Source organism: Vibrio natriegens NBRC 15636 = ATCC 14048 = DSM 759 (assembly GCF_035621455.1).
GTDB classification, from domain to species: domain Bacteria; phylum Pseudomonadota; class Gammaproteobacteria; order Enterobacterales; family Vibrionaceae; genus Vibrio; species Vibrio natriegens.
In genome coordinates, this window is sequence record NZ_CP141823.1 from 1,294,804 (window position 1) to 1,310,465 (window position 15,662).

Sequence of the window (15,662 nt, forward strand, 5' to 3'; positions counted from 1 at the left end):
AACAGCTTTAAAACTCAGATTTATCAAACCATTAGGGCGATTTTAGTCCTTGGTGACAACAGCATTTCGGCTCATGTTAGCTAAGATTTATTGGTGCTTTTCTTTAACTTTCGTGTCGGAGAATAGCGCTCACCTAATGCACATATATGTCGCATTACGCCGCATATTGGTGCGTTTACGACGTGATTGAGATAAGAAAATTGATGCTGAGATCAAGGTCACAACTGTGTCATTGAGTGAGGGTGAGTGCTCAAAAGTGCAAAATTAGGCACGTTACTTGTCCATTCAGAAAAACCTAAGTCGAGCTGTTGACCTGCCATCAGGCATTTTCCTTCATTAAAGGATATGACGAGTCTGTACTTTTCATATTCATTAGTTTCGCTATGATAGTGGAACGAATTTTGTCATTTTTGCAATAAAACGGAATTGAAATGCTTACACGATCGGATGATCTCGAAATACTAGTTAATGTCATCGACAGCGGCAGCTTCTCGCTTGCCGCCGAAGTGTTAGGTATTCAAGTCGCCAAAGTTTCTCGCTCGGTTAGTAGAGTAGAAAAACAACTTGGTATTACCATCCTCAATCGAACGACGCGACGTTTGGAACTCACGGAAGAAGGAAAGCGCTTTGTTGAATCGATTCGATTTGGCTTGCAACACCTTCGTCAGGCGGAAGAGGATTTGCTCGTCAGCCGGGTGCTCCCTAAAGGCAAGCTTCGTGTGGATGCAGCAAGTCCGTTTATGCTTAATCAATTGGTCCCGCTCACTCAGGAATTTCACGAGTGTTTTCCTGATATTGAGTTGGAATTGTCCTCAAACGAAGGTTACGTAGATTTACTTGAGAAGCGCACAGATGTCGCGATTCGAATCGGTAAACTCGCCGACTCTTCGCTGCATTCATCATTCTTGGGTAAGAGTGCGTTGTTCGTGGTGGCATCTCCCGATTATCTCGCCCGAAAAGGTTTTCCTTTTACGCCCGAAGACCTTTTACAGCACGATATTATCGGCTTCACTTCGCCTAGGGCGTTAAATGTCTGGCCAGTGCAAGGTGTTGATTATATTGAACCTACTATTGCGTGTAGCAGTGGTGAAACGGTTCGACAACTTGTTCTCAGTGGAAATGGGGTCAGTTGTCTGTCTGGATATATGGTAAAGAAGGATATTGCCGCAGGGCGATTAGTGGTGCTTTTGGACTCGTTTATGACTCGATCTTCAGAGCGTGAGTTGATCAATGCCGTGTATTACAAATCTTCACACGTCGCTCGCCGGATATCGGCGTTCATCGACTTTATCAAGCCACGTCTGACGCTTTAGTTCCATCTGTCATTTCTCCTGTTACTTTTGCAATTATTGCAAAAATGTTTTGTCCTTTTGCTGCTTAATTGATGTGAGCTGCGTTGTTAAACTCCGCTAAAACGTATTCAGATATCAATAGAGGCTCTTATGACTGACGCATTATTTCAACCGCTCAAAGTAGGTCGATTCCAGTTAGCTAACCGTATCGTTATGCCGCCAATGACTCGTTCAAGAGCGACTCAACCACATGATGCGGCAAATGAATTGATGGCCAAGTATTATGCTCAGCGAGCGAGTGCGGGCCTGATCGTCAGCGAAGGGACTCAAATTGCGCCTAACGGTAAAGGGTATGCGTGGACGCCTGGTATATACAGTGAAGAGCAAATCGCGGGTTGGAAAAAAGTGACAGATGCCGTGCATGCTGAAGGCGGTGTCATTTTTGCGCAGCTCTGGCATGTGGGGCGCGTTACCCATCCAGATAACATTCTTGGCGAACAACCTATTTCAGCATCAGCCATTCGTGCTGAAGGGGTTAAAGTTTTTATTGATAATGGTACGGATGCACCCGGTTTTGTTGATACTGCTGAGCCAAGAGCAATGACAGAAGAGGATATTCAGCAGGTCATTGGTCAATTTCATCAAGCAGCAAAGAATGCGTTGCTAGCCGGATTTGATGGTATCGAACTTCATGCTGCGAATGGTTATCTGATCAATCAGTTTATCGACTCTGAATCGAATCACCGTACGGACATGTATGGCGGCAGTTTACCGAATCGACTCCGTTTTCTTGACGAAGTGGTAACCGCACTGTGTGATGCGATTGGTTCTGACCGCGTTGGTGTGCGTCTGGCACCACTGACAACATTAAATGGAACGGTGGATGCGAATCCTGCTGAAACTTATGTTGCGGCAGCAAAATTGCTCAATCAACATGACATTGCGTATTTGCACATCGCAGAAGCAGACTGGGAAGATGCCCCTCTGATGCCCGTTACCTTCAAGCGGGAATTACGTGACGTTTTCTCTGGGACCATCATCTATGCGGGTAAATACAACGTGGAAAAAGCAGTTCAAGCTTTGGATTTAGGTTTGGCAGATATGATTGGGTTTGGACGACCATTTGTGTCAAACCCAGATTTACCAGCCCGAATTAAACATGGTCACCCTTGGGCATCTCATCACCCTGACACTCTGTTTGGTGGCGGCGAAAAAGGGTTGATTGATTACCCAACTTATTCTGAGAGCTAATCTCCATTTAAGCTACGTTCATGTTAAGCCTCTTCAGTGAGGCTTTTCTAGCCTTTGGGGGCGGGAAATAGTTTGGAGTGTCTCTACAGATCATTGATAGTTAGCTACTTAATGGTGTCATATAACCTGATCATTTCATTCTCCTCGCTGGTATAAGTCGTTTGAACGAGTCGCAAAGTTTCATCTTCAAATAACCGTTCCTTTTTGAGGATGTACTAAGCTACTTAGACAGCCATCAACATAATACAAAAAGGAATTGTTATGAAAATCAGGCTCATTGGGTTGGCACTTCTTGCTGCGGCTGGCAGCTGCTCTGTTTCTGCTGGTGAGAACGTGGTTTACCAAGTTGGCGATGTTTCTTACGAAGGGTATTGGGCTAAAGTTGACGATAATGCTCCGCTCGTGTTGTTGGTCCATGACTGGGACGGGCTGACCGAGTACGAAGAAAAGAGAGCACAAATGCTTAACGACATGGGTTACAACGTATTTGCTGCTGATCTGTTTGGTCAAGGAGTACGCCCAACTAAAGTGGAAGATAAAAGGCAGCATACCGGGGAGCTTTATAAGGACAGGGAAAAGCTGAGAAAGCTAATGAACGCTAGCTTGGCAGAAGCGGGTAAGCTGGGTGGCAATTTAGATAACACGGTTGTGATGGGGTACTGCTTTGGCGGTGCGGCAGTACTGGAGTCTGCACGATCTGGCATGAATGTGAAAGGCTTCGTTACTTTCCATGGTGGCCTTAAAACACCAGAAGGTCAAAGCTATGCAGAGACTAAAGCTCCGGTTCTTATTCTTCATGGCACGGCTGATACTGCAATACCAATGAGCGAATTTGCTCAGTTGGCTGACGAACTCGAGCAAAACAAAGTTCCACATGAAATGGTGGCTTACGGCGGTGCACCTCATGCCTTCACCGTGTGGGACTCCGATCGTTATCGTAAAGATGCGGATGAAAAGTCTTGGCAAGCATTCTCTAGCTTCTTGACCGCGAATACGACTAAGTAAAGTTAAAGCATCACTTAGCATCTCATCAAAACTAAAAGGCTACCAAGATTCACGGTAGCCTTCTTACTGTCTGTACTTCTTTCCTTTACAATTCAACCCTGATTTACTGAAGCACAATTATAAAAGGACTTTTTCATGCTTCTTGATGCCACCGTCTGGGTATGGCTACCCCTTTTGTTTGCGACAGCTACAGCTTTCACTCGACATAAATTGACGGCGATATTGCTGTTACTCGTGGCTCTGGTATGTGCTCTTATCGTTGACCGCATCGAGTTAATCGCGTTTATTACGGCATTGTTTGTGCTCGCTACTGCCTACCAATTACCCAGTCTTGCTAACAACCTGCAGAGTAGGTGGGTTTACTATAGTGGCTGGGCACTTGTTCTGATTTGGTGTGCGGTGCTGTTTACCCACGCTATGCCGGGATTTAATAACCTCCAAGTGCTTGATGATGTTAAATCGGGCCCGCAAAGTATTCCCTTCTCAATGTATTTGAATTTGGATAAACCACTCGCCTTTTTTGCTCTTCTACTCGCTTACCCGAAGTTATTGGGGGAAACAAAGCGAATCGAATTTAAGCATATTTTATTGATACTGGTTCCGTTGCTCAGCTTACTGCCAATTGCGAGTTTTTTGGGGGCGCTGAAGGTGGAACTGAGCCTACCTGGCTGGTGGTGGTTATTTGCTGTTAATAACTTGATGATTACCTGCGTTGCGGAAGAAGCATTGTTTCGTGGGTTGATTCAACAATCTCTGGGCCGTCGTTTTAACTGGAAAGTTGGCTTGGTAGTTGCGGGTGTGTTGTTTGGTGTCGCGCATATCGCTGGTGGCGGATTACTTGTCTTATTCGCGACGCTTGCAGGGTTAGGCTATGGGTTGATTTTCTACGTGACTGGCCGATTATGGTGTGCGGTATTGGCGCATTTTCTGTTCAACTTTGCTCATCTAGTTTTCTTTACCTATCCGGCAGCCGCGCAATGATTGTTATCGTGTAACTCTTCGGTGTGAAAAGAGATTCAACCGTGGCCAAGGTTGTTTGGCCACAATAGTTGAATAGTATGTTGGAGTTAAACCGCCAGTTCTTTTGACGTCTTAATGTAAATATCACGCAGCCTTAATGCGATTTCACCAGGTTTGCCACTGCCAATTGGCTTATCATCGATTGCTACGACAGGCCACACGAAGGTTGTTGCAGAGCTGATAAACGCTTCTTTCGCCTGATAAGCTTCTTCGATGGTGAAGAAACGCTCTTCAATGGTTAAATTCAGCTCTTTAGCGAGTGTCATTAATGATGCACGGGTGATTCCGTGCAGAATATCATTGCTTAGCGGGCGAGTGACCAGCACATCATCTTGGGTAACAATATAGGCGTTACTTGAACCACCTTCGGTAACATAACCGTTTTCAATTAGCCAAACGTCTTCCGCGCCAGCTTCGTGTGCGATTTGTTTCGCTAAGCACGCGGGTAACAAGCTGGTGGTTTTAATATCACGTCGACGCCAGCGAATATCATTAAACGAAATGACTTTAATCCCTGTCTGAGCTTTAGGACTATCAATCAGATTGCGTGATTGAGTAAACAGCACCAGCGTGGGTTCAATCTTGTCACTGTATGAAAAGTCGCGGTCACCTTCATTCCCGCGAGTTAGCTGAAGATAGATTCCCCCTTCCACTAAACTGTTTTTTTCAATTAGCTGTCGCTGAATATCCATCAACTGTTCACCAGTGACTGGCATCTTAATGCCTAGCTCTTTAGCCGAACGTTCTAAGCGGGCAAGGTGACCTTCGTGGTCAATCAATTTACCATCTAATACTGCCGTTACTTCATAGACCGCATCTGCAAAGAGGAATCCTCTGTCAAATACGGAAACTTTTGCTTCACTTTCAGCGAGAAACTTTCCATTGAGGTATACAATTCGTTCCATTACTTTCCCCTTATCCCCACAATTTTCTGTCGAAAGGCAGCATAGAGTTGTTTTCGAACTCAAAGCCATGTTCGATATCTTCACTGAGCAGCAGTGGACCATCTAAATCGACGACTTCCGCTCCTTGGGCGACGACAAATGCTGGCGCCATACTTAATGAAGAAGCCACCATGCACCCGACCATAATACGTAGACCTGCCGCTTGAGCCTGTTCTTTCAGTGCCAGAGCTTCAGTTAAGCCACCCGTTTTATCGAGCTTTATATTGATCATGTCATATCGACCAATGATCTTTGGTAGACTCATTCGATCATGACAAGATTCGTCGGCACAAATTGCTATCGGTCGTTCAAGGTCATCCAATATATGATCGTCTTCGGCATGAAACGGCTGCTCAATCATTGAAACATCCAGCTTTAATAGTTCAGGTATGAGCTGATTATAGGTCTCTAACGTCCATGCTTCGTTGGCATCCAGAATGATCGCAGAGTTGGGCGCACCGCGGCGCACTGCCTGAACACGCTCAAGATCTTCTGCACCACCTAATTTCAGTTTAAGCAGTGGTCGATGAGAATGCTCAATTGCCTTTTTCTCCATATTTTCTGGGGTATCCAAAGAGAGGGTGTACGCTGTGGTTAGTTCACCTGCTGCCAAACCAATTTTTTCCCAGATAGACTGGTTTGCGGTTTTACATTCCAAATCCCACAGAGCGCAGTCGACGGCATTACGCGCTGCGCCCGATGGTAATAACGGTTGCAACTCTTCTCGGCTTATCCCAGCTTCAATATCAGGGATGATGCTTTCTATCTCTGCCAACACATTTTGAATAGATTCACCGTATCGGCCATATGGGACACATTCGCCACGTCCTTTCAAGCCTTGGTGTTCTATTTCAACAATGATGGTTTCTGCGTGGGTTTTACTACCCCTAGAGATAGTAAAACTACCGAGAATCGGCCAACTTTTCGTTTCAAGACTAACCTTCATTACAGCTCCGCTAATTTATCTACGATACGCGCTACGCCTTGACGGAATGGATCGACAACTGGCAAGCCTACTTCAGACTCAACGCTATCCATGTATTCCATCGCTTCACTTTCTGACAGGCCTGAAGTGTTGATTGAGATACCGACAAATTGGACATTTGGATTGGTGAGTTTTGCGGTGGCAATATTGGCTTCCATACAAGCTTTGATATCCGGCAATGGATAATCAGGCAGGCCACGCATATGGGTGCGAGTCGGCTCATGACACAACACTAAAGCGTCTGCTTGAGAGCCATGGATAAGACCTGTGGTAACACCTGCAAATGAAGCGTGGAATAACGATCCTTGGCCTTCTATGACATCCCAATGTTGTGGATCATTTTCTGGCGCGATGGTTTCAATAGCACCGGCAATGAAATCGGCGACCACACAGTCTGCACTCACACCATCACCAGTGATCAGAATACCCGTCTGACCGGTGGCGCGAAAATCAGCATCGATGCCTCGCTCTTTCATTTCTTTCTCGATCGCCAGCGAGGTATACATTTTGCCTACCGAGCAGTCTGTACCTACCGTTAGTAGGCGTTTGCCTGAACGTTTCTTACCGTTTGCGACAGGGTAGGTTTGTGTTGGATAGCGAACATCGAAAAGGCTGCAGCCATTTTTCTTTGCACTCTCTACCAGTTCTGGAATGTCGCTTAATTTATTATGTAAACCTGCAGCGATATCCATACCTGATTCAAGTGCTTCGATCAGGACCGAAATCCACTCCTCAGAAATCACGCCACCTCGGTTAGCAACGCCAATAACCAATGTTTTGGCGCCCGCCTCAACAGCTTGTGCCACACTTAGATCGTCAAGACCAACATCAGCGTTACAACCCTCAAGGCGTAATTGTCCAACACAATGTTCTGGTCGCCACGTTTTGATTCCCTGTGCTACTTTCGCTGCTAAAGCATCTGCAGCATCGCCTAAAAATAATAGATAAGGTTGTTTAAGTTCCATCTTGTGTTAACTCCATGTCGTGAATTGGATTTCTTACTAGCTTTTAATCTTGCTTCTCAATACAAACTACAGTGCAAAATTCGTGACATCAACATCAGTCGATACGTGAAAATATTTAAAGTATAAGCAATGAAACTCAAAAACATGCAATATATATTCAAATAAAATTAAATTAATGCATATATATTCATTTTGTTTGGCTTTCATAATATTCTGATTTTAACCTTGGCGTCGCGCGTTAAATGTCGTTTATGTGTATGTCAGTAACAGATTGTGTTAGTACTTAGTGAATTACGCGTCTTATCTATAAAATAAGCTATGACTTATTCGTTGGTCATTTATACTGAGTTTAAATTAATATATAGATGATTCTATTTTGTGATGTAATTCAAATTTTCCTGGTTGGTTTTATAATTAGAGCCCAATGATATTTTTTAATATTCATCGAAATGCACCAAAATAATACATATTGACCCTAAATGGTGCGTAGTTTGCCATTTTTGTCTTATTTTTATCGCAATAATCCCATATTTATTTTATGGTTTTATTGGTGCTTGCTTTTATATATTAATCTGATATTTTGATTTATATCGAAATAATATACAGGTTTTAGAATTCCAGTTCGGAACTTATACTATGAGAGTTTATTTAGGGTATTTCACTGTAAAAAGCTTAATGGCTGAGTGTATGTGCTGATTGGAACGATGGTCTGTATATTGCCTAATTGATATTGAGCATATTTGCGTTGAGTTTATTTGGTGGCTTAGGCAACTCGTGTAGAAAGACCGTAAATTATTGCAAAACAAGAGCTAAAACCGTTATTAATCGGCTCATCAGATACAATCCAATGAATTGTGTTTGTAGAGCTGACATGGAAGAAATTCAATACCAATTTGAATGAGGAAATAGTCATTTCATTGCGTTGGATAAATCGCGTAGAGCAAGGTATCGATAGCATTAACTTGTTATTTTAATTACCGATCTCTTACCCAACCATCAGCGAATTTAACCTGTAAGAATGATGAAAAACTTACTCCGATTGGTATATCACTGGGAAAGAGTTAATGATCACTGCTGAAGCTGTTATCAATCTAAAAGCACTTAGCGATAACTACGATGTACTTAAAAATAAATGCGCTGATAAATCTGTTGTCGCTGTGATAAAAGGTGACGCTTACGGGCATAACGCAGTAAAAACTGCACAAACACTGACGCAAGCCGACATGTTTGCTGTGTCTCGTATCGAAGAAGCGCTAGAGCTAAGAAGCGAAGGTATTAAACAGCCAATACTGCTGCTGGAAGGCTGTTTTTGTAAAGCCGATCTGGAAACGGCTGCACGTGAAGGTTTCCATACGGCGATTCATTGCAAAGAGCAGTTGGAAGATCTTAAACAGGCTGATATCACTACCCCTGTTACGGTCTGGCTAAAACTGGATACTGGGATGCATAGGTTGGGGATCCACCCCTATGAACTCAGCGACTACGTTCGACAAATCGAAGCGACGAATAAACTCGCGGGACCGGTTGGTTTCATGAGTCATTTTAGCTGTGCTGACGATTTATCCTCTCCTGCGACACAAAAGCAGATCGATCTGTTTCTGTCGCAAACCGCCGACTTCCCAGGACCTAAAACACTAGCTAACTCAGCGGGCATTCTGTATTGGTCTGACTCTCACCTCGATTACATGAGAGCGGGCATTTCTCTTTATGGTATCTGCCCAAATGAAAATGAAACGGGTAAGGAGCATGGGTTACGTTGTGTAATGACGCTGAACTCAAAGCTCATTGCGATACGTGAGCATAAGGCGAATCAACCTGTCGGTTATGGTGAAAGCTGGACTTCAGAACGTGATACCAACATTGGTGTTATCGCGATGGGGTATGGTGACGGCTATCCACGAAATGCACCGGTAGGTACACCTGTCTATATCAACGGACGAATCGTTCCTATCTCTGGTCGCGTTTCTATGGATATGGTTACTGTGGATCTTGGGCCTGATGCACGTGATGCTGTCGGAGATACCGTCGAGTTTTGGGGCGACAATCTACCGATTGAAAAAGTCGCGAAACACATAGGTACCATTCCCTATGAACTCGTAATCAAACTGACTAAGCGAGTTCGCAAAACGTACGTAGAGGTTTAGTTACAAACAGCCCTGCGTAATCAAATGATTAATAAGGTTCAAGCCATAGAAATATTCGGGTAGATGTCGTTATTTGGAGTCGTCATTAGAGTGGGTCGAGTCACGGCCAGTTCGAATGTTATCAACTGAATCCTTATAAAAGGATGAGGTGGTATGCATCAGCTGTTTTACGATCTGCTCTTTGTCCGACTCACTAATCAGACGCTGCCTGACAAACTTCTCAAGGTGCGCTTTTTGAACCGTATTCAGCATATGATGTAGCCATTTTCTATGGGCTGTCGCCGTAATCACGGGGTAGGTTTTGTCCAGCTGACTGACGGTATCTGCGCTTTGCTGGCGCCAGGACGCCCAAACCTGAAGCACTTGTTTTTTCAAAGCGGGTTCAACTGGGTAGTCGTTTAGCAGAGCTTTAAGTTCGATAAGCGTTAAATCGGTAGTAAGTAATCGCGACCAAGCGAGTTCGTATTGAATGGACACATCTGACGTAGGCTTGTGTGACCATTTATCAAGCGCGCGTCTCAGCCATCGCTTATGAGTAGTTTGAGTGGCTGGATGTTGATATTTATGTCGAGCCGCATCCATTTGTTGATCAAAAAACTCTCTGTGCTTTTGATAACTTTCCATTGATATCAAGCCTTGATCATAAAGCAGATAGAGATATTCACTTTCGATACTCAGGCCTTCCATGATGAGTTTCTTATACAAACTTTGAGTGTCCACTTCTGTGGTGTAGAGATGGCGTAAATCGCGCTTTTCTTCATCCACATGCGATTTAAGTGATTGCATGATTTCATCAGGAGCACCGCTGTCGGCTAACGGTGTTTTAGCCAGATGTGCCAACACTTTCTCACTGGCTTTCATCGCCGATAACATAAGTTCTTTCTTTGTAATCTTCTCTTCAATGCTGGTTTCATCCAGTTTTAAGCGGCTCGCAAGAGGAGATAACGTCAGCCCTTGAATTAAAATGGTAAAGAACACCGCACCCATGGCGACGGCTAACATGGTTTCTCGTTCTTCGATAGCAAATAATGAGGTATCGGTAATCACCAATATCGAAAGTGCAAGAGTGACCGCACCTCTTAGCCCACCCCATAAGCAGATGTGCTGGTATGATCGAGGCAGCGAGTAAGACAGGCGGCTAAGTCGCCCGAAAAATGGCAAAATCCAGTACACAAAACCCGCCCTTGCGGCAAGCATGCTGATGATCACCAGCAGAGTGTTTAACCAGTGCGACGCGATCAACTCCAAGTTTAACCACAACCCCACCAGTATAAAAATCATGGCTTTAGCGAGATCGGATAAGTAGGTCCAGAAGCTATTTAGATACTGATTGGACTCATTACTTATCGGCAATGGTGTGTTTTTTGCCAAGACCAAACCGCAAATAGTCAAAGCGACAATACTGCTGGCATGGACAAACTGCTCAACAGCGACAAAGCATCCAATCGCAGTGACAAGGCTGATGCTTATTTCGATATAAGGATCGTCGGGCAGCGCCTTCATCAGCCAAAGAAGCAGGTGACCCGTGACATAGCCACAAAGTGCACCGACTAAAAAGACCCAAGTGAATTGCCACAGCCCGGTGACTACCATTTCGGTCGGGGTTAGGTGCATGGCAAAAATTAGCACTGCGATTTTGTATGCTGCAATGACGGTTGCATCATTGAATAAACTTTCTCCCTCTACAATCGTAATGAGATCTTTAGGCGCGCCGGACTCCTTAAAAATAGCGATCGTGGCGCTTGGGTCGGTAGCACTTAAAATAATCCCAAGGATTAGGGCGGTCTGAGGCGTTAAAATACCAATAAAAACAAGTGTCGCCGTAATGACTAACGTTGAGAACATGACGCCGGGAATGGCCATGATCATAATCGCGGACCAGTTAGCGGTGAACTTAGCGAAATCGAATTTATAGGCGGCCTCAAACACCAATAACGGTAGGAAGACGAATAAGATGGTCTTCTCTGCAATATCGGGTTCGTAGAATATGCTGATGCCTGCTGGCAGTTCGGGTAGAAGTGTAAGGCAAACCCCAGACATCACCAGAATAATTGGGAAGGGGACTCGCAGCGCTCTTGCTATCAGGGACGAAGCCACGGATACCGTGATTAACAGTACGATACCTAAGATCGATGATATGAAAATATCAGGAACATTCATACTTACTGGACGTCTTATTGGCTGCGCTAAACCTATGAATTAATAATGGTTCATCTTTGGATAAGATTCCTGATTAATTTGAAAAGTACCTAATGTTCCTTATCTGTTTATCATTCAAGCGATCGAATTTACTTTTTGTAGCTAATGACGGCCGCAATGATTAACCCCATCCCGATGCCAGCAATCAGACAGCCGACAAAGGCGAGCGCAGAATGCTGAATAAAGATCATTCCTACCCCTAAGCCGAGTAGTGTTCCACCGCCAATTGCCCAGTTGCTTTTATCTTTCGGGTTTGTCTCATCGTTCATTTTACAAATCCTTGATCGTTGTATCTGTGACTAACTATAGCTAAGGATTCGGCAATGATGATGTCGAAGGTTTCAACTTGGTGTTTTCTAGCCAATAAGACTATTAAATGCTTGTCGTGAAAGATTAAAAAACAAAGGTGAAATAGTGCTGTTAAATGAAATTAGCCTGAAGATATAGACTAGAATTAGAGTAAAAGAACTTATTTCTCAAGGTATCAGAGTGCCTTGTCTCACGCTGTTGACTTACTTGCAACATCGATGAGCAGACAGGTCATCGTAGTAAGTATAAGGATTCGATATGTTTGAGGTTTTTACACGTCTCGCTGATTGGGTGACTTACCAGCTTTTTTCTTTTCAGCCCAATACCAAGCTCGCGGATGCTATTCACTTTTTTATTGAAGACGTCAGTAAAATCCTGGTGCTACTGGTCGTCATGATTTATGTGATTGCGCTGTTTAGAGCCTCGTTAAATGTCGAAAAAGTGCGGCACTATTTAGCGGGAAAACGTAGATGGTTTGGTTATCTTGCGGGCAGCTTCTTTGGCGCAATCACACCATTTTGCTCTTGTTCTAGCATTCCAATCTTTTTAGGGTTTACCTCTGCAGGTATTCCTATTGGTATCACTATGGCTTTCTTGATCACCTCGCCATTGATTAACGAAATCGCCGTGTTGTTGCTATTCAGTTTACTTGGCTGGAAGTTCACCGTTATGTACGTGGTGATAGGGATGCTTATCGGCATCGTGAGTGGCTGGATCCTTGATGTGATCGGCGCACAGCGCTGGTTACAGCCACTGGCATCAAAGGCGATGCGAAACGCCAAAACTCCGCAACAGAGTCATGAAACTCCAAGTGACAATGGGAGCGCGGGAATAACGTTGTCAGAGCGACACACGTTTGCCAAGCAAGAGATGGTCGAGATTGTAGGTCGTGTCTGGAAGTGGGTGTTTATTGGGGTCGGCATTGGCGCTGGTTTACATGGCTTTGTTCCTGATGGTTGGATAGAAACACATTTGGGATCCGGTCAATGGTGGTCGGTTCCGGCGTCGGTACTTATTGGTATTCCGCTCTATTCGAATGCGACTGGTGTGATCCCGGTGATGGAAAGCTTACTTCAAAATGGTTTGCCAATCGGTACAACATTAGCATTTTGTATGAGTACTGTTGCGGCGAGTGTTCCTGAGTTTGTAATGCTGAAACAAGTTATGCAGTGGCGGCTTCTTGGTATGCTTTTCGGTATGTTGCTGCTCGCGTTTACGATGATGGGATGGATATTTAATTTACCACTGTGGCGATTTTAGGAGCTGGAGATGAAAATTTTTAAAGTGTTGGGGTCAGGTTGTGCGAACTGCGTTAATACCGCTAACTTGATTGAAAAAATTGCCGCGGAGCAAGGTGTTGAGGTTGAAGTGACGAAAATTACGGATATGGAAACCATCATGAACTACGGAGTGATGTCTACACCAGCCGTGGTGATGGACGAAGAGTTGGTGCATTCTGGCGGAGTCCCTCAAGCGGATAAAATTCAGTCGTGGCTAACATCTTGAACGCAATAAAAAAGGCTGTTTTGCAACAGCCTTTCCTTTCTCTAATATCTAGCCCATGACTTGGTTTGGTAGCCAAGTGACCAAATCTGGGAAAACCATAACGATACACAAAACCAGTAATTGCACCAGGATAAATGGGGTGACTGATTTATAGATATCCAGCATGGTAATGCCTTTTGGCGCGATGCCTTTTAAGTAGAACAGAGCGAAACCATAAGGTGGAGTTTGTACTGCGATAACAATGTTTAGGATCATCAGAACACCAAACCAGATAGGGTCGTAACCCAGTGCGACAGCGACTGGTGTAAAGATCGGCGCACACATCAACACAATAATGAACTCATCAATGATGAAGCCCAGAAGTAGCATGATGATCTGGAACATGATGATGATCATGATCGGTGGCAGATCGAGACTGGTTGTGATGTCTGAAACCATGCCTTGTACTCCCATCAGAAGGTGGAAGTTACTGAATACTGACGCACCAAGGATTATCCACATCGCGACGCTGACTAAGGTTGCCGTTTGTAGTCCGGCTTTCTGAACCATTGCTGGCTTAAAGCGTTTAAACAAAATAGACAGGATAATCGCACCTACAACACCGATTGCACCGGATTCGGTCGGTGTCGCGATACCGGCGATAATACTGCCCAACACAGCAACAATGAGTAACAGAGAAGACGCGCCGTCACGAATAGTTCTGAACAACTCATAACCTTTCGGGATCTCGATGTCATTGTCGCTATCAGTGTCTAGCGGAGCGCGATCCGGATTGAGTTTACAGGAAATCACTACGTAGCTAATAAGAAGCACAATGGTAATCAATGCGGGAACCATAGCGCCAAGAAACATCTTTCCGACCGAGTTTTGGGTCGCGGATGCAAACATGATCATAGGGATGCTTGGCGGAATGAGGATACCTAGAGAGCCGCCAGCCATGATTACACCCAATGCCAGGCGTTTATCGTAGCCACGTTCTAGCATCGGTTTTAATGCGATGCTGCTCGACGTCATGATACCTGCGCCGATAATACCAACCATAGCGCCAATCATTGAACACACGCCTATAACGCTGATCGCCAATGAGCCGCGAATTCGCCCGATAGCTAACTGACTGGCGTTAAACATGGCATCCCCGATGCCTGAGCGAGTCAGAATCTGGCCCATGTAAATGTATAGTGGTATCGCCAAAAGGATAAAGTTGAAAAAGGTGCTCTCAACGGTAGTAGGAATAATATTGAATAAACCTTCACCCCACGTTATGTAGCCAACGCCCATGGCGATTGCCGCTAATGCGAGTCCGACTTGTGCACCTAAAGCAAAAGCGGTAAGGATACAGGCCAATAACACCCCTGTAAGTACTTCAATCTCCATATGCCACTTCCTCTGTGTTTTGCTCTTTATTAAATTTTGTTGAATCTACTTTGAACGGCTGCTCTTCAAGCGAAGAAGGTACGTCGTGCTTTGATGGTTTCAGAAGTTCTCTGGATGTCAGCAGATAGAACAGGTTGCAAATGATTTGCACTGAGTACTGGGCAATAAATACCCCTGAAGATACCGTAATCATCAGCCAGAAATGATGTAACGGTGGAGCCCATTCACTCTGAGTTCGGTAGTTAAGCTCCAGGCTTTCGAAAAACATGCCACCGCACACTTTGGCCATTACGGCTAAGAAGCCAATCGCCAATACGGCGGTTAGCAAATCGAAACAGCGTCTAACTTTTTCGGAAACCTTAGCGTGGATAATATCTACATTGATATGAGCGCCTTTCTGCTGTGCATAAGCGCCACCCAGAGCTGAAATATAACCAAATAGAAACAACGATGTGTCGTATCCCCAAATGGTCGGGCGGTCCAGAACATATCTTGCGAACACTTCGTAAGCGACGACACCAGCGAGTATTGGCAGGAGGTAGGAAACAGAACGCCCAATACCTCTAACTACACTCTGAACGACTCGACAGTATCCTATGAGAATTTTTTCAATCATGTGGCCTCCTTGCAAAACAGACAAACAGAGGCGGAGCGAACTCCACCTCTCA

The 15,662-nt window shown here is 44.6% G+C and carries 14 protein-coding genes; 7 read left to right on the forward strand and 7 right to left on the reverse strand.

Annotated elements, in window-relative coordinates:
• The first annotated feature begins 431 nt into the window (after positions 1-431).
• The 4 genes from VER99_RS20230 (at position 432) to VER99_RS20245 (ending at position 4,529) form a co-directional block, all read left to right on the forward strand.
• Entirely contained in the window at positions 432-1,313 is an 882-nt protein-coding gene (locus tag VER99_RS20230) for a LysR family transcriptional regulator (protein WP_020335361.1), read from the forward strand.
• A 129-nt stretch (positions 1,314-1,442) separates the two neighbouring features.
• The gene (locus VER99_RS20235) at positions 1,443-2,543 is read left to right on the forward strand and encodes an alkene reductase (protein WP_020335360.1); all 1,101 of its coding nucleotides are present in this window, start codon (positions 1,443-1,445) and stop codon (positions 2,541-2,543) included.
• Between the two features lie 261 nt (positions 2,544-2,804).
• Positions 2,805-3,548 carry a dienelactone hydrolase family protein gene (locus VER99_RS20240; RefSeq protein WP_020335359.1) on the forward strand — a complete coding sequence of 248 codons (744 nt, stop codon included), beginning with the start codon at positions 2,805-2,807 and terminating at the stop codon, positions 3,546-3,548.
• Positions 3,549-3,683: 135 nt separating this feature from the next.
• Positions 3,684-4,529: a CPBP family intramembrane glutamic endopeptidase gene (locus tag VER99_RS20245; RefSeq protein ID WP_020335358.1), complete on the forward strand. Its 846-nt coding sequence runs from the start codon at positions 3,684-3,686 to the stop codon at positions 4,527-4,529.
• Positions 4,530-4,615: 86 nt separating this feature from the next.
• On the opposite strand, the gene VER99_RS20250 is transcribed toward VER99_RS20245, so the two are convergent.
• From VER99_RS20250 to dgcN, 3 genes are read right to left on the reverse strand one after another with little or no spacing between them, the layout of a single operon-like run.
• Entirely contained in the window at positions 4,616-5,473 is an 858-nt protein-coding gene (locus VER99_RS20250; protein WP_020335357.1) for a D-amino-acid transaminase, read from the reverse strand.
• Positions 5,474-5,483: 10 nt separating this feature from the next.
• On the reverse strand, positions 5,484-6,458 hold the full coding sequence (dgcA, locus tag VER99_RS20255) for an N-acetyl-D-Glu racemase DgcA (protein ID WP_020335356.1): 975 nt from the start codon (positions 6,456-6,458) through the stop codon (positions 5,484-5,486).
• Positions 6,458-7,462, reverse strand: a complete 1,005-nt coding sequence (dgcN, locus tag VER99_RS20260; protein ID WP_020335355.1) for an N-acetyltransferase DgcN — start codon at positions 7,460-7,462, stop codon at positions 6,458-6,460. Before dgcN ends, dgcA begins: the two co-directional genes overlap by 1 nt.
• A gap of 1,064 nt (positions 7,463-8,526) precedes the next feature.
• On the opposite strand from dgcN, the gene alr reads away from it, so the two are divergent.
• Positions 8,527-9,606 (forward strand): alanine racemase, encoded by a 1,080-nt coding sequence (alr, locus tag VER99_RS20265; protein ID WP_020335354.1) that lies wholly within the window; start codon positions 8,527-8,529, stop codon positions 9,604-9,606.
• A gap of 69 nt (positions 9,607-9,675) precedes the next feature.
• Here the strand turns inward: alr and VER99_RS20270 are convergent, their stop codons facing one another.
• Together VER99_RS20270 and VER99_RS20275 are read right to left on the reverse strand one after the other, a co-directional pair.
• Positions 9,676-11,766, reverse strand: a complete 2,091-nt coding sequence (locus tag VER99_RS20270; protein WP_076633467.1) for a cation:proton antiporter — start codon at positions 11,764-11,766, stop codon at positions 9,676-9,678.
• 128 nt (positions 11,767-11,894) lie between these two features.
• Positions 11,895-12,074: a hypothetical protein gene (locus tag VER99_RS20275; protein ID WP_020335353.1), complete on the reverse strand. Its 180-nt coding sequence runs from the start codon at positions 12,072-12,074 to the stop codon at positions 11,895-11,897.
• Positions 12,075-12,372: 298 nt separating this feature from the next.
• Here VER99_RS20275 and VER99_RS20280 point away from each other — a divergent pair, with 298 nt between their 5' ends.
• Together VER99_RS20280 and VER99_RS20285 are read left to right on the forward strand one after the other, a co-directional pair.
• Positions 12,373-13,374 (forward strand): permease, encoded by a 1,002-nt coding sequence (locus VER99_RS20280; protein WP_020335352.1) that lies wholly within the window; start codon positions 12,373-12,375, stop codon positions 13,372-13,374.
• A gap of 9 nt (positions 13,375-13,383) precedes the next feature.
• The gene (locus VER99_RS20285; protein WP_020335351.1) at positions 13,384-13,620 is read left to right on the forward strand and encodes a thioredoxin family protein; all 237 of its coding nucleotides are present in this window, start codon (positions 13,384-13,386) and stop codon (positions 13,618-13,620) included.
• A gap of 48 nt (positions 13,621-13,668) precedes the next feature.
• On the opposite strand, the gene VER99_RS20290 is transcribed toward VER99_RS20285, so the two are convergent.
• On the reverse strand, positions 13,669-14,994 hold the full coding sequence (locus tag VER99_RS20290; protein ID WP_014234713.1) for a TRAP transporter large permease: 1,326 nt from the start codon (positions 14,992-14,994) through the stop codon (positions 13,669-13,671).
• On the reverse strand, positions 14,984-15,610 hold the full coding sequence (locus VER99_RS20295) for a TRAP transporter small permease subunit (protein WP_014234712.1): 627 nt from the start codon (positions 15,608-15,610) through the stop codon (positions 14,984-14,986). Before VER99_RS20295 ends, VER99_RS20290 begins: the two co-directional genes overlap by 11 nt.
• Between the last annotated feature and the right edge of the window lie 52 nt (positions 15,611-15,662).

Excerpts from the sequence above, each read along its gene's own strand:
- VER99_RS20230 (WP_020335361.1), top strand. The coding sequence starts at position 432 with ATGCTTACACGATCGGATGATCTCGAAATACTAGTTAATGTCATCGAC.
- VER99_RS20235 (WP_020335360.1), top strand. The coding sequence starts at position 1,443 with ATGACTGACGCATTATTTCAACCGCTCAAAGTAGGTCGATTCCAGTTA.
- VER99_RS20240 (WP_020335359.1), top strand. The coding sequence starts at position 2,805 with ATGAAAATCAGGCTCATTGGGTTGGCACTTCTTGCTGCGGCTGGCAGC.
- VER99_RS20245 (WP_020335358.1), top strand. The coding sequence starts at position 3,684 with ATGCTTCTTGATGCCACCGTCTGGGTATGGCTACCCCTTTTGTTTGCG.
- VER99_RS20250 (WP_020335357.1), bottom strand. The coding sequence starts at position 5,473 with ATGGAACGAATTGTATACCTCAATGGAAAGTTTCTCGCTGAAAGTGAA.
- dgcA (WP_020335356.1), bottom strand. The coding sequence starts at position 6,458 with ATGAAGGTTAGTCTTGAAACGAAAAGTTGGCCGATTCTCGGTAGTTTT.
- dgcN (WP_020335355.1), bottom strand. The coding sequence starts at position 7,462 with ATGGAACTTAAACAACCTTATCTATTATTTTTAGGCGATGCTGCAGAT.
- alr (WP_020335354.1), top strand. The coding sequence starts at position 8,527 with ATGATCACTGCTGAAGCTGTTATCAATCTAAAAGCACTTAGCGATAAC.
- VER99_RS20270 (WP_076633467.1), bottom strand. The coding sequence starts at position 11,766 with ATGAATGTTCCTGATATTTTCATATCATCGATCTTAGGTATCGTACTG.
- VER99_RS20275 (WP_020335353.1), bottom strand. The coding sequence starts at position 12,074 with ATGAACGATGAGACAAACCCGAAAGATAAAAGCAACTGGGCAATTGGC.
- VER99_RS20280 (WP_020335352.1), top strand. The coding sequence starts at position 12,373 with ATGTTTGAGGTTTTTACACGTCTCGCTGATTGGGTGACTTACCAGCTT.
- VER99_RS20285 (WP_020335351.1), top strand. The coding sequence starts at position 13,384 with ATGAAAATTTTTAAAGTGTTGGGGTCAGGTTGTGCGAACTGCGTTAAT.
- VER99_RS20290 (WP_014234713.1), bottom strand. The coding sequence starts at position 14,994 with ATGGAGATTGAAGTACTTACAGGGGTGTTATTGGCCTGTATCCTTACC.
- VER99_RS20295 (WP_014234712.1), bottom strand. The coding sequence starts at position 15,610 with ATGATTGAAAAAATTCTCATAGGATACTGTCGAGTCGTTCAGAGTGTA.